The organism is Cohnella algarum (genome assembly GCF_016937515.1).
Lineage (GTDB): Bacteria > Bacillota > Bacilli > Paenibacillales > Paenibacillaceae > Cohnella > Cohnella algarum.
In genome coordinates this window covers 3,296,375-3,311,770 of the sequence record NZ_JAFHKM010000002.1, presented here as the reverse complement: position 1 = coordinate 3,311,770, position 15,396 = coordinate 3,296,375, and the positions used below count along the sequence as shown (strand labels likewise).

7 protein-coding genes are annotated in these 15,396 nt (G+C 64.0%); all 7 read right to left on the bottom strand.

What is annotated here, in order from left to right; translation table 11 throughout:
* Positions 1-27 precede the first annotated feature (27 nt).
* Positions 28-1,074: a Nif3-like dinuclear metal center hexameric protein gene (locus JW799_RS14705; RefSeq protein ID WP_080834770.1), complete on the bottom strand. Its 1,047-nt coding sequence runs from the start codon at positions 1,072-1,074 to the stop codon at positions 28-30.
* A gap of 516 nt (positions 1,075-1,590) precedes the next feature.
* Entirely contained in the window at positions 1,591-1,944 is a 354-nt protein-coding gene (locus tag JW799_RS14700; protein WP_245809693.1) for a Na-translocating system protein MpsC family protein, read from the bottom strand.
* Positions 1,945-2,925: 981 nt separating this feature from the next.
* Positions 2,926-5,331 carry a glycoside hydrolase family 95 protein gene (locus JW799_RS14695; RefSeq protein WP_205430452.1) on the bottom strand — a complete coding sequence of 802 codons (2,406 nt, stop codon included), beginning with the start codon at positions 5,329-5,331 and terminating at the stop codon, positions 2,926-2,928.
* Complete coding sequence (locus JW799_RS14690) at positions 5,313-7,406, bottom strand: beta-galactosidase (RefSeq protein ID WP_205430451.1); 2,094 nt, start codon at positions 7,404-7,406, stop codon at positions 5,313-5,315. The genes JW799_RS14695 and JW799_RS14690 overlap by 19 nt, the downstream gene beginning before the upstream one ends.
* Positions 7,407-7,580: 174 nt before the next feature.
* Entirely contained in the window at positions 7,581-10,244 is a 2,664-nt protein-coding gene (locus JW799_RS14685; RefSeq protein WP_080834774.1) for a family 78 glycoside hydrolase catalytic domain, read from the bottom strand.
* Positions 10,245-10,249: 5 nt separating this feature from the next.
* On the bottom strand, positions 10,250-11,257 hold the full coding sequence (locus JW799_RS14680; protein ID WP_080834776.1) for a glycoside hydrolase family protein: 1,008 nt from the start codon (positions 11,255-11,257) through the stop codon (positions 10,250-10,252).
* A 119-nt stretch (positions 11,258-11,376) separates the two neighbouring features.
* Complete coding sequence (locus JW799_RS14675; protein WP_205430450.1) at positions 11,377-15,396, bottom strand: glycosyl hydrolase family 2 protein; 4,020 nt, start codon at positions 15,394-15,396, stop codon at positions 11,377-11,379.

Here is a 15,396-nt window from a genome sequence, read left to right as displayed (position 1 = left end):
CCCCTCCCGTTTTCGTGAAAATCCTTTTTATATTGACACGGTTCGGGACGGCTTGGACACCAGGTAGGTCCCCGCCATCTCTTTGCCGTATGCAACCATGCCTTCGTGCCCGATCTCGCGCAGCGGCACCGCCGTTATCCGTTCCCGCAGCAAAAAAATTTCCGTATCGGGCAGCAGCATTTCGAGCGCGTAGGCGAGCGGCAAACCGTTTTCCATAATTTCGACGGAATGCGAATTGCCGACGATGAAATTCAGCCCCCTTTCCCGGGCAAAGCCGACGAACGGATGATCCTCCCGCACGCGGCTGATGCTCGCGATGATCGTGTCCGTTTCCGGATACATGCGCAGCGCGGCCTCCAGGTGAGCCATCGAAAAACCGGTGTGCGGAAAAAAATGCAGAATATGCTTGACCGGGCGCTCCCGGCTTCCGCTCAGCAGCATCGCCGGATTGACGATCGTCGCTTCCTGCAGCGCGGGCTCGCCCCGGATCGCCCGTTCCGCCTCGAGCAGGCCGATATCGAGCTCCCGGCCGGCTCCCGCCTCGATGCGGTCCAGCAGATCGCCCGCCGTTTGCACTTCATCCAGGGCGATCCCCTTGTGAAGCACGTTTCCGGGCAACCCGCCGAACGATGTATCCGTTATTAGTTTATGGTGGCCGTGCAAAAAGGTTAGTCCAGGATGCAAGCCGTGAAACGCTTCGTGCATTTCGATCACCGCAAGGCCGTACAGCGGCAAATAGTCCGCGAACGGCACGCCGCCCGAGCTCGCGGCATCCGCCACGGGATGATGCACGACCAGCAAATCGAGCTTCATGCCGGACGCCAGCTCGATCATCGTCTCCGTCAGCGTCATGCCGATCCCGATTCGCCTGGCCGGCTTTTTCTTGTCGCCGAATACGAGGCCCGGAATTTCCATCACGCTTTTTCCCGGGATATTGGACGTCTTCATGACGACGTACGGGTTGCCGCCCGCCGCGATCTCCTCCCAGTTCATCACCATTCTTCCGCCCGAAATTTGATTGAGCGCCTCCAATACTCGTCCGACATCGGTTCCCGAACGGGAGAGCTTCGGCAACTGGTCTCACTCCTTCCAAGCCGTCTTCTCGTTGACGAACTCTGCTTTCATGCGGACAGGTAAACAAAAAACCGCCAATTATGAACATACCTCGACCATCGGAAATCATGATCGCAATATGTCACAATTGGCGGTTCAAGGCTCTCTGCCGCGAGTTCCTCATAACCTGCCTGCGCGAATTCGGCTTCGGGATCATGGTTTCGAATCTCTTCATGTATACGGAAGGATTCGATACCTTAATACCGAAGGCCAAATCAATGGCTTGCGTTACGGCATTATGTAGTTCGTAGGGTGACTTATGTCATTTAATATAACACTAATATCGAGGTTAGGCAAGAGAGGATGGAAAAATAGTAAGAAATTTCGTTTAATATTACGTTAATATTACATGGTTTGTTGAATGTGTGTCGTGTTTTTGTGATGAAATTTCGAGTTAGCCTCCGCCGCTCGTACGGCCGCGAAGCCTAGATCCGGGGCGCCCGCACTCCGGGACATGTAAAGCTTGTGCGGCGGCGGCTACTCGATTTTATCCTTCAAAATGATAATCGTTCCGGAAATCTCGGCCTTCGGATCGTAGTCCTTGAGGACGGCGACGACTTCGAGGCCGAGCTTTTGTTCCAATTGTTCCTTCAGCCTGTTTTTGTTGATTTCCATGATGAGCATATCGACGTTGGCAGTCAGGCTTCGATGATCGTCGTCCAGTATTTTCAGCGCGGGGATCCGTTTGTGCGTGGCGAAAATGAGCACTTTATCGCCGTAAACGTCGATTTTCTGGGATTTTATGCCGATTCCGAAAATATCCTGGTTGATCGAGTTGTAAATTTTGATGATCTCCTGCTTCAGCACGCCGATCGTCATTTCTCGCTTCACGCCTCGTTCTCCTCCTTCGCCTCGCGGGGCTTTCCCGTTACTATTCGCCGGGAAGGGAGGGATTTCCTTCGGCGGTACATTTCCTCTAGGTCAGGAAGAGAGTTTCCTTCGGCGGCGCAGCGAGGTTGGGGCGCATGTAATGCATCCCGTGCGCTACTTCGAAGCGGAACGGCGCGGTCGGGGCGCATGTAGTGCACCCCGTGCGCTACTTCGAAGCGGAACGGCGCGGTTGGGACGCATGTAGTGCATCCCGTGCGCTACTTCGAAGCGGAACGGCGCGGTTGGGACGCATGTAGTGCACCCCGTGCGCTACTTCGAGGCGGAACGGCGCGGTTGGGACGCATGTAGTGCACCCCGTGCGCTACTTCGAGGCGGAACGGCGCGGTTGGGACGCATGTAGTGCACCCCGTGCGCTACTTCGAGGCGGGGACGCTCGGTTAGGCCGCATGTAGTGCACCCCGTGCGCTACTTCGAAGCGGAACGGCGCGGTCGGGCCGCATGTAGTGCACCCCGTGCGCTACTTCGAGGCGGGGACGCTCGGTTAGGCCGCATGTAGTGCACCCCGTGCGCTACTTCGAAGCGGAGATACGAACTTGGGCCGAATTGAGGCAGGGGGAGCCAAAAGGTGAATTTTGCAGCTAAAAGCCGAGTAACGGCTAACACAGGCCGTTATTCGGCACGGAACGGCTTGCCCAACCTGAATAACGGCCTTTCGACGCTGTTATCTGGAGGATTACCGTGTGAGCGCTCCAAATAACGGCCTTTTAAGGCCGTTATTTGGATGAGCGCCGTTCGGGCGGTTCGAATAACGGCCAACACAGGCCGTTATTTGGCATAAAACGGCTTGCCCGACCTGAATATCGACCTTTCGACGCCGTTATCTGGATGAGCGCCGTTCGGGCGGTTCGAATAACGGCCAACACAGGCCGTTATTCGGCACGGAACGGCTTGCCCGACCTGAATAACGGCCTTTCGAGGCCGTTATCTCGGCTGCGCGGGAACGATCGTATACACGCGCCCGGCTTCCGTCGCGAATTCGCAGACGTTCGGCTCCTCCGGCGGCGACGTGACGTCCACCTCGCCGCCCGAAGCCGACCGTACCCGAAGCGGTGCCGCGCTCCGGATTCGGCAAGGTCGGCCGCCGAACGATTCGATCTCGGCGCGCAGAAGCGCGCCGCCGCTCCATTCCAGGCCGACGGCGAACCCGCCGCGCGCCCGCAAGCCGCGAATTCGCCCTTCCGGCCACTGCTTGGGCAGCGCCGGAAGCAGCCTCAATTCGCCGGCATGGCTTTGCAGCAGCAGCTCCGCGATCCCGGCGGTCGCGCCGAAATTCGCCTCGACCGTCAATGGATAAAACGTCAGCTTCGGGTGCCGGTGCGCGTTGAACAAGTTCGGAAACGGGTTCCGGAGCAGCTTGACGAGATAATGATGCGCCCGATCCGGTTCCTCCAGCCGGGCGAACAGACTGATCAGCCAGGCGAAGCACCAGCCGATCGCATCCTCCTTTTCATGCAGCAGCCTCCGCTCGATGGATACCCGGCAAGCCTCGGCCAGCTTCGGGTGGCGATGCCTGTCGATTTCCGCTCCGGGGTGAAGCCCGTACAGATGCGCCATATGGCGGTGCCCCGGTTCGGCTTCCTCGAAGTCCTCGAACCACTCCCGCAATTGGCCGTGCCGTCCGACGGCCAGCGGCCGCAGCCGGGAGCGGGCGGCTTCCAGCTTCCCGCGAAGCTCCGCGTCGATTCCAAGTACGGACGACGCTTCGATACAGTTGGCGAACAGCTCCCGCAGCAGCGAATTGTCCATCGTCGAGGCGAGGCTGACGGCCGCCTTCCGCCCGTCCGGCATCCTGAACGTATTTTCCGGCGAGGTGGACGGATTCGTCGTCAAATACCCTTCCCCGTCCTCGACAAGCCAGTCCAGGAAAAATAGCGCCGCCTCCCTCATGATCGGATAAGCCCGCTCCCGCAAAAACGACTCGTCCCCTCCAAACCGGTAATGCTCCCACAAATGCCCGCACAGCCACGCCCCGCCCATCGGCCAGAACGCCCAGCTCGCCGGCCCCTTCGAAGGCCCGCCGGAAGGCGTCGCGATGCGCCACAAATCGGTCGCATGGTGACATACCCACCCCCCGGCTCGATAGTGGATCCGCGCCGTTTCCCGGCCGGTCGTCCGCAGCTCCTCCAGCAAATCGAACAGCGGGGCATGGCATTCCGCCAGATTCGTCGTTTCCGCCGGCCAATAATTCATCTGCGTATTGATGTTGACCGTATAGTTGCAGGCCCAAGGCGGCCGCAGCCGGTCGTTCCAAATGCCCTGCAGCGTGGCGGGCTGCGTTCCCGGGCGGGAGCTTGCGATCAGCAAATAGCGGCCAAACTGGAAAAACAGCGCCGCCAGCGGCTCGTCGGACCGGCCGGCCCGCGCCGCCTCGAGCCGCTCGTCCGTAGGCAGCTCAGCAAGTCCCGGGGCGGCAAGCTCGAACGCCACCCGGCCGAACAGCGCCCGATAATCGGCTCGATGCCGGGCGAGCAGTTCCTCGTACGTAAACGCGGTTGCCCGAGCCAGCCTCGTTAGGCATAGAATCGCCGGATCTTTGCCTTCCGCGTAAGGGTCCTTGTCGAAGCCGTTGAAGCTGGTCGCCGCCGCCAGCAGGAAGGTCACCGCGTCCGCGCCCGTTACCCGGATGCCGTCGTCGTCGACATGCACGCTCCCGCCCTCGGAAACGGCCCGAAGCCAAATCTCGAAGCGGTTGCCTTTGTTTTCCTCGTATCGGATCGGCTCGTCGCTCGCGGCATGAAACGGCTCGACATGGCTCGGAGCCTGCCCTCGCAGCACGAAAACGCCGTTCTCGCCCGCCTCGGTACGGTATCGGAGCAGGCTGGAAAGGCGGGCCGTCACCGAAACTTTGCCCGGCGAATCGGCGGCAAGCCGCACCACGATGACCTGATCTGGCGCCGATGCGAACGTTTCGCGGGTATGACGAACGCCGTCAAGCGCGAAGCCGGTCCGGCACACGGCGTCGTTCAGATCGAGCTCCCGGCGGTAGCCGGCGGCCTCCCCCTCCGCGTCCAGACTGAGCCCTAAATCCCCCATCGCCTGATAGGAAGCGGTCCACGGACCGAGCATATGCTCCTCGACGAGCCGCTGCGCTTCCGGATAGCTTCCCGCGGAGACGAGACGGCGAACCTCCCCGAGATGTTCCGCCGCTTCCCGGTCGTTCGGATCGTACGGATGGCCGGACCAGAGCGTATCCTCGTTCAGCTGAATCCGTTCCCGCTTCGCGCCGCCGAACACCATGCCGCCCAAACTCCCGTTTCCGACGGGGAGCGCCTCCACCCACTCGGACGCAGGACGCCGGTACCATAAAATCAGGTTGTTGCCGCCCATTCCGCGAATCCGCTCCTTTCTTCCGTTTCGTCTGCCGGACTTTGCAGAATGAAGACGCCGTGCGCGGGGAGCGTCGCCGCCCCGCTCATCCGGCTTCCGCTCAGCAGCTCGAGGCGGGACTCGCCGCCGAGATCGACCGGGACCGGTTCGGCCCGGTGATTGAGCAGGAACGTGTAGCGGAAGCCGTCCTTTTCCCGCACGCTCGCTTCGACGCCCGCGGGCAGCTCGGCGATCGGCCGGATGCCTTTCCGCTCGGCCAGCCGCGCGAAAAACGCCGCCAGAAACGCTTCCTCCGGGTCGGACGCGATATACCACGCTTCCCCGCCGCCGAACCGGTTCCGGGTAAGCGCCGGCATGCCGCGATAAAAATCGCCGCCGAACGCCGCTTCCGTCTCGGCGCCTTCCGGGTGAAGCAGATCGCAGAGCAGCCCGCACGAATACGTTCCTTCGAGCCCGCTCGCGCCGCCGCCGTGCATCTCCATCGCGTTCGTCTGTCCGGGGAACAGCGCGTCGGTCTCTTCGACCCAAATGCCGAGCAGCTTGCGCAGCTCTCCGGGATAGCCGCCGAGCGTCACCCTGTCGTTTTCGTCGACGATGCCGCTGAAAAACGTCGTCACGAACGTCCCCCCGGCGGCAACGTACGCCTCCAGCCTGGCCGCATATCCGCGTTTCGCCATGTACAGCACCGGAGCGACGACGAGTTCATAGCCGCCGAGCTCGCTCTCCGTGCCGATCATATCGACCTGCACGTTGCGCTCGTAGAAGGCGTCGTAATATTTTTGAATCTGCTCCAAATATTTCAGCCGCTCGGTCGGCCCGCTCGAATGCTCGATCGCCCACCAGTTGTCCCAATCGAACACGATCGCGACCTTCGCCGCCGTCTTCGCGCCGAGCAGCCGATCGCCGAGACGTTCGAGCTCGCGCCCGAGCTCCGCGCATTCGCGAAACACCCGGGTATGCTCGTGCCCCGCATGATCGATGACCGCCCCGTGAAATTTTTCGAACGCTCCGGCCGACCGACGCAATTGGAAAAACATGATCGACTCCGCCCCGCGCGCGACGGCCTGATAGCTCCACAGACGCATGACGCCCGGACGCTTCAGCGGATTGACGTCCTTCCAGTTGAGCTGGCTCGGACTTTGCTCCATCAGCATGTAAGGCCGGCCGCCCTTCAAGCCCCTCATCAGGTCGTGGCGCATGGCGATCAGGCTCATCGGCATGTCGTTCGTCGGATAGCTGTCCAGCGCGACGACGTCCAGCTCTTTTGCCCATTTGAAGTAATCGAGCGGCTTGTACGTGCCGTTGCTTTGGAAATTGGTCGTCACGACCGCGTCCGGGATGACCGCTTTGATCGCGTCGCGTTCCAGTTTGTAGCAGGCGAGAATGCTGTCCGAATTGAACCGGTCGTAGTCGAGGGAAATGCCCTGGAACGCCGTTTTGTCGATATTCGAGGCATCCATCAGCTCGCTCAGGTGGCTCGGCAGGACGATTTCGTCCCAATCGTAAAACGTATGCCCCCAAAACGACGTGTACCACGCCCGGTTCAGTTCCTCCAGCGTGCCGTACCGCGACTTAAGCCACTCCCGGAACGCGCGCTCGCAATTGTCGCAGTAGCAGCGCCAGCCGTATTCGTTGTTGACGTGCCATAGCAGCAGCGCCGGGTGATCCTTGTACCGCTCGGCCAGCCCGGACGCCATTCGCCGCGAAAATTCGCGGAACGACGGGCTGTTCGGACACGAATTGTGGCGGCGTCCGAATTTGCGCTTTCGCCCTTGCGAATCGACGGTCAGGACGTCGGGATAGCGCCGGGCCATCCAGGCGGGATGGGCCGCCGTTCCGGTGCCGAGGCAGACGCGCACGCCGTTGTCGCGAAGCATATCCATGACATCGTCCAGCCACTCGAAACGGTACGTTTGTTCGTCCGGCTGATTGAGCGCCCAGGAAAAAACGTTGATCGTCGCGATATCGATGCCGGCCAGCTTGAACAGCCGCATATCCTCCCGCCATACGTCTTGCGGCCATTGGTCGGGATTGTAGTCGCCGCCGTACAAAATTTTCGTCTGGTTTCGCAGCATGTTCGGTCAACTCCTTCTTGCTCGAATGCGGATCCGCGTGCCTGTCGATCGTATGGCGGCCCGTTCGCCCGGTGCCCGGAGCTCGTTCGGACTTAACCTGGAGTCCGAAGTCAGCCCGAAACCGGAGCGGTGCCCGGAGTCTGGAATTAACCCGAAGGCCGGAGCCCGAACCGGTTAAACGACGCTGGCGAAGTCGTAGACGCCCGAGCCCGCGCGGAACGCGGCGAAGCCGTCCGCAAAGCCCAGCGGCTTCGCCCCTTCGCCGCCGGAGACGTCGGCCGCGGATTTGGCGGGGACGTAGATCGTCGCTTCCGCATTGACGGGAATTTCCGCCCGCAGCGCAAGCGCCCCGCCTTTCCCTCGTTCCCAGCGCACGCTCGCCCTGCCCGCCCGCAGCTCGCACCAGGCTTCGGCCCAATCGAGTTCGCCGACCGTCTCCGGCCGAACGATGACCTCGAAGCGCCCGGTTTCCGGCCGGAACCGGTAATCCAGTCCGGCGAGACGGCTGTACAGCCATTCCTCCAGGTGGCCCAGCATGAAATGATTTTGCGATTTGCCGACGGTCGGCCCGTCCCAGGCTTCCGTCAGCGTCGTCGCCCCGTGCGCGATCTGGTACCCGTACCCCGGCTCGCCGGTGTCGCGCGTCATGCGAAACACGATGTCCGAGCGCCCTCCCCTCGAAAGCGCCAACAGCACGTAGCGGTGCCCAACGTCGCCGGACGTTGTGCGGCCGCCGCGGTTTTCGATGTTTTGCACGAGCCGCGCGAACACCGCCTCCCGGTGCTCCTCCGGGACGAGTCCGATCGCGAGCGGCATCGCGTGGGCGGCGTCGCTTCCTTTGGCGTAAAGCTGCGTGTCGGGATCGAAAAACTCCCGGTTGAACGCCTCTTTGACGGCATCGGCGAGCCGGCCGTACGTTTTCGCATCGTTTTCCCGGCCGAGCAGGCTCGCGATGTTTCGCAGCGCGGCGGCAAGCCCGTAATAAATCGCCGTTTCCGCCAGCGGAACGGGAGTGTTTTGCGAAAAACCCGGCCCTTTCGGACCGATGTCGTACCAGTCGCCCAGCCCCTCCCGGACGATGCAGCCGTCCGCGTTTGCGGTCAAGTAATCGAAGTACCGTTTGAAGCCGTCGTAATGGCGCTCCAGCACGCCCCGGTTACCGTAGCGCTGCAGCATCTCCCAGGCGGCCAGAATATAGGCTCCGCCCCAGGCCGCGGCTTCGCGGAACATCTGCCACGGCTCCTCGAAAACGACGTATTCGGGAGCCGTCGTCGGCACGAGCCCGTTCGGCAGCTGCGCGTCCGCGATGTCGTCCAGCGTTTTGGCCATCAGCGCCTCGACGTCGAAATTGAACATGAGCGAAGGCCCCATCAGATGGACCTGCTCGAGCCACCCGAGCTTTTCGCGGTGCGGGCAGTCGGTAAACACGCTTTTCATGTTGCTGAGCATCGCCCATACGATGATTTCGTGAATGCGGTTCAGCAATTCGTCCGAGCAGCGGAAGCCGCCGGTTGCGGGCGTGTCGGGAACAATCATGCGGCCCCGCAGCCGATGCAGGACAGGCAAATTCTTCGGGCCTTCCCCCGCCTCGCTCGCTAAAGCCGCGCCCTCCGCCTGCACGTACCGGAAGCCGTAATACGTGAATCGAGGCCGCCACGCCTCGACGCCTTCCCCCTTCAGCGCATAGTTCAACTCGTAGGGAGCGCCCGTCCAGCGCTGATCGGCAAGCCCGTCTTCGGACAGCAGTTCGGCCGGAACCAGCTTGATCGCCGTTCCCCGAGCTCCGCTCGTCTCGATTTCCGGCCACCCGGAAAAGTTTTGCCCGAGATCGAACACATGGACTCCCGGCTTCGGCGTCGCCACGACCGCGGGGGTGAAGCTCAGCATCGCCTTCAGCGGAGGCGCCGACTGGGCGACCAGCCGGCCGGAAGGCGCCGCGACCTCGGCCGCTTCGGCCCAGCCGCTCCCCTCGGAAAAGCCCGGCCGATCCCAGCCCGCCGTCACCAGCCGGGCGTCGTAATCCTCTCCCCCGTAAATGCAGGAAAATGTCAGCGGACCCGGGCTTGCGCGCCAGGTCCGGTCCGTCCCGATCGTCTCGGCCGTTCCGTCCGCATACCCGATCACGATGTCGGCCCGCAATTTCGGGGCGCCGTAGGAGTCCTTGAATTTCGCGTACCTGCCGCCGTCCACATGGTAAAAACCGTTGCCGAGCCATACCCCGGCGACGTTCTCCCCTTGGCGGAGCAGTTCCGTGACGTCGTGCACGGCATAAAGCACGGTCTTGTCGTAATCGGTCCAACCGGGGTCGAGCTCGCTGTCTCCGACCTTGCTGCCGTTGAGCCGCAGCTCGTAGTGGCCGAGACCGCTAATGTAGATTCGCGCGCGGCTGACCGGTCCTTTGACCGCGAACGCGCGCCGGAACTGCGGCAGCGGCCGGCCTTCCGCCCGCGGCTCGGGAGCGCCGATCCAGCGCCCCGTCCAGTCGGTTTCGGACAGGCGTCCCGTCTCCCACCAGGCGACCGGGCTGTCCGACCGCCGCCCCTGTTCGTCCCATGCCGCAACGCGCCAGAAATAGCGCCGTCCCGGCTCCAGCGCGGCTCCCCGGTACGCGACGGACGTATGCGCTCCGCCTTGCACGACGCCGCTGTCCCATGCGTCGGCCTCCCCCGCGAGCAGCTTTTTCTCGCTTGTCGCGACAGCGACGCGGTACGCGGCCTGCTTCAGCGACGGTTCCGCCGCGGCGGCGAACGACCAGCTGAACAGGGGAGCTTCCGCGTCGAGACCGAGCGGGCAAATCCGCCCTTCCGTCCGGAGCGCCGAAAATGCCATGACCGCCATGCGGCTCACGCTCCTTCCGTCAGCTCGCGGGATGTCGCGACCGCGATCGTCCGGTACTCCGGAAACACGTTGCGCGTCCGGTCGCCCTCTTTCGGCCGCCTGCTCGCCGTATAAAAATGATATAAAACGCCGTCATGCGCGATGACCGAAGGCTTATGGGCGAAGATCGAGTCCAGCTCCCCTTCTTCGCCGACGCGGATGATCGGCTCCGGGAACTTCTCCCAGCGAAGCAGATCGTTCGATATCGCAATGCCTTCCTGCGCTTTTTTGTAGTCGTAGCCGAAAAAGAACATCACCCAGCGGTTCCCGTCCCGCAGCACGCAAGGGTCGCTGACGAAGCCGCCGTCCCACGCATCCGGGGTGACCCGGAGGACCGGATTTCCCTCATGCCGTTTCCAGCTCGCGAGATCGGTCGAAACGGCAAGCCCCGTCTGCTCGACCCAGCGGCCGTCGTTCCGGTTTTTCGCGTTGTAAAACAAATAGAAGACGCCTTCATGCTCGAGCAGGCATTCTTTGTACAAGCCCCCCCGTTCCCACGCCTCCCCGTCCTCGGGGACGAGAATCGGCTCCGGAAACCGATTCCACGTCAACAGGCTTTCGTCCTCCGTCCAGGCCAGGCCGATTTTCGCGGAGCCTTCCTCGTAGCCGTCGCCGGGATAGGAATGATAGGCGAGCCAATACTTGCCGTTCCATTTTTTGAGCGTGCCCGGGCCGTGCAGATCGTTGTCCCGCAAAATCCAGGTCCCGGCGATATTTTTCGAATCCCAATCCGCGCCTTCCTCCCGGCGCAAAATCGTCCCCAGCGGCTCCCAACGAAGCAGATCGTCGCTTGCGGCAAGCGCCGTCTGGTACCCTTTTCCGTCAAACCCGACGTACATCATATAAAAACGGCCGTTATGGCGAAACACGAACGGGCAGTCAACCGCGTGACGATCGAACGCTCCCTCGATGCCGGAGCCGATCAGCACCGGCTCCTTTCGTTTGTAAGGCGTCAAACAGCTTGCGATATCCATGCTCCATCTCCTCCCGGCGGAACCGGACGGCTCGCCGGCCTCCCCCGCAGCTTGCATCTCTTTCTCGCGCGGGCATCGCCATGCTGCGCATCCGGTTTCCGTGCCGTCCGTTTTCCCGTTTATCCCGTTGTCCCGGCATCTTCCGGTTTTTCGTCTTTTATCCAAGCGACGCGAACGGGGCCGTACAACCCGCCGGACGGGAAGGCGGCCCGCCATTCCGGCCGGTCCGTCCGATCCCAGTACGTCACGGCGGGATTCGCTCCGACAAGGCTCGTCGGTCGGCCGTACTCGTAAAACGTTCCGAGCGTATTCGTCACGCGGATGCGCAGGCGGCGCGCTCCTTGCGCCAACGCGCCGAGCGCGAAGCGGTACGGGCGCCAGACGCGAACGCCGAGCGGCTCGCCGTCCAGCCAAACCTCCGCCGTTCCGCGCACGTGGCCCAGATCGAGAACGCCGGCGGCCGCGGCCGGGACGTCCAGCGTCGTCTCGTATTCGACCGCCCCGCTGTGATGCGGCAAATGGAGCGCGGTCCGCCAGTCGCCGAGCGCGCCGCGGAACGGGACGACGTCGAAGCGGATCGGCTCGGCCAGCACGGCCGCTTCCGTCGGCATGCCGGCCGGCTCGATCCGGACCGCCGCCGCGGTGCCGGCCGCCCGGGGCGGAAACGCGGCGAACCCGTCCGCGACCGGGATTTCGACGCCGCCGACCCACGCCCGCGCGCGGCCGAGCGCGGCGATCCGCATGCCGCAAGCCCCGACCGGCAGCGGGAAGCGCAGCCAGACCGGCTTGCCGATCGCTTCCGGGTCGTTCGCGAACGGCAGCGGAGCCCGCTCCGGCGCCGACTCCGGCATCAGCCAGCCGACGCCAGGCAGCGGATGCGGCCGCGGGTTGAGCCAGAGCGACTCCGTCTCGGCAAACTGCAGGACCGACGAATGCAGGACAAGCGGTTCTTCTCCCTTTTCGTCCCGCCAATCGAGCCCGGTGCAGAACGGGATGACGCCGCCGTCCGGCAGTTCGATCCGGCCGTCCGCGAACACTTCCCCCGCGCCTTCCGGGAGGACGAACGCCACCTCGTTGTCCCCGTCGCGCCAGTATGGGGTCAAATCGACCTCTTCCTGCCCCTGGCGAATGTACGGATTGAAATCGCCGTGCTCCGTCACCGTCGCGCCGTTGAGTTGCAATATGGCGCGCCCCCGCGCGGCGAATACGGCGCGAACGGCGCGAACGGCGCATCCGGCCGGAGCCGCGAGCGCTTTGTTCAGGCGGCTTTCGGGATTCGGCCGCCGGACGTGAATCCATTTCGGCAGCGGCTCCCCCGCGCGGTCGTTGATCTCGATGCCGGCGCGAACGAGGCCGTCCGCAAGCGCCGCCGCCCGCAGCAGCAGCTCGTTCGCCCCTTCCTCCAGCTCGACCCATGCGGTCTGTTCCTCCGGCCCTCCGGACCACTCGACGGGATGGCCCCCGATCCATGCGGCCAGGTCGGCGTTGCTTTCCGCTCGGATCCAATACCGGCCTGCCCGCGGGGCGATGACGTTCGTCCGCGCCCAGACGGTTTCGCCCTCCGCCGCTTCGCCCAGGTGCAGAAATTTCCGGGGCACCCGGCCCATCCGGCCGGCCCAGGAACGAAACGCCAAATCGCCGAAAACCGCGCTGTAGACGACCGGCCAGGACTCGCTTTCCCGAAAGGCGTCTCCTTTGCAAGCCCGCCAATAAGCCGCTTCGCTCCAAAGACGGGCGTCCCAATCCGCGTCCGGCGTGCCGGGGAGATGCCAGCCGGCGGCCAGGCCGTCGCCGGTTCCGCTTTCGGTTCGCGCGAGAAAAATTCGGCGCTCGGGCGGCATCGATCCCCGATGCCCGTTGTGCAAATCGAAGTCGCCGTACCGGTTGTCGAGCGTCGGCTCGACGCGCACCCGCCAGTGTTCGAGCGTCCGCACGACGCCCGCCTGCTCCGGTTCCGGCCAAGCGCCGGTCGCCGCCGGAAACCGGCCGCCGGACGGAGGCGGCATCGGGCAGGCCTTGCCGCGACTATCCCACGCTGCTTCCTCGCCCGGCTTCCCCGTTGCCGCTTCCTGGCGGGCATCGGCCGGTTCCGTCCTATCGCCAGCCTCAACGGACGTCATCCCCTTGCGTGCGTCCGCCGTTGTATCCGCCCCCGGCTCCGGGGCGCAAACGATCAGCGCCGCCGGCCAATCGCGGAACTCGACCCGAAGCCGCACCCATTCGCCTTCGCGTTCGAAAGCGACCGGCTTCGCCGTTCCGGCGACCGGGTCCCACAATTGCGGCGAGCCGGACGTGCGCAGGCGATACTCCGCCTTCCCCGGCGGCTTCGCGCTCGCATCCGCCGGCTCGTGCATCCGCAGCAGCTCGCCGTCCTTCGGCAGCAGCATAAACACGTCCGCTCCGGCGGCGCGCCGCTGCAGCGACAGCCCCGGCCCTTCCACGCGCTTCGCCAAGCGCCGCTCGACGAGCGCCGCCATCTCCTCCGCCGTCTTTACGTACACCGCTCCGGGGAAGACGGCCCGCTCCGTCTCGGGAACGTTGACGCCGACGACGAGGCCGCCTTGCTCAAGCAGCCGCTTCACTCGCTCGCGCGCTTTCGGGCGCATGACCGTCGTGCCGCAAAGCACGAAAACGCCGAAACGCTCGCCCGCGATCGCAAGCGTCCCATCCGCGACGTCCGCTTTCTCGAGCGCGGAATCGTCCACCACGTCGAAGTCGAGATGACGGCTTCGCAACGAGCCCGGCAGCGCCTCCGCCTCTTTCCGGTTGACCGCGCCCGTCACGTCGCGGTACGCTTCGCGCAGACGCGTCACATCGCCGTTCGGATCGCGGTTCGAAGCCGCCATCGGATGCTCGAGCGGCTTGATATCGTCGAGCGACATATACCCGACGGCCGCGTAAGACGGATAGTGAACGGCGATGTCGGCGACATGCGTTCCTTCGCTGAGCAGCCGGCTGACCCGGCTGACCGTATCGGCAAAAATGCCGTAGTGCTCGAAATACGGCTGCCGCCACCCCGTATCCGGCGGAGCCCACTCCCACCATCCGCCCCGGGTCGAATAATAAACCGCGTGCGGGCTGAACAGCGTCGCCCCCGCCTGAAACCACGGCACGAGCCAGTGCATCGTTTCTTCGATCGTCCCGCCCCAGCCGCTCGAATGAAACGCTTCGAGAAATACCCGCGAGCCCCCTTGCAGATGCGCCATCGAGGCGTGGGGCTTGATTTCGCCTTCCATGTCCGAGCCCGGCGAGTTGTACCACCGGTGCGTGCGGAAATAATCGAGGTACAGCCGCTGCGCCCCGTGCACGTCGACCCTGCGGGCCGGCCCGGCCTGATCGCAGGCGATCAGCATGCCGTGCTTCCGGTGCCATTCCCCGAGCGGAACGAAAAACGCCCGTTCCGCCAGCTCCGCCGCGATGCCGTAGACGCGCCTGCGAACCTCCTCCCCGCCGGGAACGGCGTCGAACAGCGCCGGAAGCGCCGGAACTAGCGATTCGCCGAACCGCTCCTCGTATATTCGCGGCACGTCTGGCGACCAGAGCGGCAAGGGCGGAAGCTCGTCCTGGAAGCTTCCGGCGATCGTCCTGCCGAGATCGCGCGGAAACCGGCGCTCCATCTCGCCGTGCACCCGGTCCAGAACGGCCGCCGACGCCTTCGGGTCGAGCCAGTTGTACCCTTGGCGCACCGCCGCGTAACGGTACCCCGCCGACTCCAGGAGAAGCTCCGCGCCCGGCGGCAAAGGCTCGGCTTCGGCATACCTGCGCAGGTGATGCCCGGCAAATTCCGGATGGGCGGCGACCAGCCGCGCCTGCGCGTTCGCGCCGGAAAATCCGATCTGGTCGTAAAACCAGAGCCGCATCCCGAGCCGCTCCGCCTCGCGCAGCGCCGATTCGAACAGGCGCCACCACGGCTCGCTCATAAACGCCGGGCTGTCCCCGCGCGAGCCGTACTGCGGGCCCGTCGGCGCCAAATGGATGATGCCGATGTTGCGCAGGCCGCTCTCGCGAAATTTTTGCAGCTGCCACCGGACCCGTTCTTCCGTGACCTCCTCGCCGCTCCACCACCAGAACGGAACCGGGCCGTAGTGCGGATCGGGTTCGGCGAACCCCGCCTTCAGCCGTTCGAATTCTGTCGCCAT

Coding starts and splice junctions, on each gene's coding strand:
- JW799_RS14685 (WP_080834774.1), bottom strand. CDS start 10,244: ATGGCGGTCATGGCATTTTCGGCGCTCCGGACGGAAGGGCGGATTTGC.
- JW799_RS14695 (WP_205430452.1), bottom strand. CDS start 5,331: ATGGGCGGCAACAACCTGATTTTATGGTACCGGCGTCCTGCGTCCGAG.
- JW799_RS14675 (WP_205430450.1), bottom strand. CDS start 15,396: ATGGCGACAGAATTCGAACGGCTGAAGGCGGGGTTCGCCGAACCCGAT.
- JW799_RS14680 (WP_080834776.1), bottom strand. CDS start 11,257: ATGGATATCGCAAGCTGTTTGACGCCTTACAAACGAAAGGAGCCGGTG.
- JW799_RS14690 (WP_205430451.1), bottom strand. CDS start 7,406: ATGCTGCGAAACCAGACGAAAATTTTGTACGGCGGCGACTACAATCCC.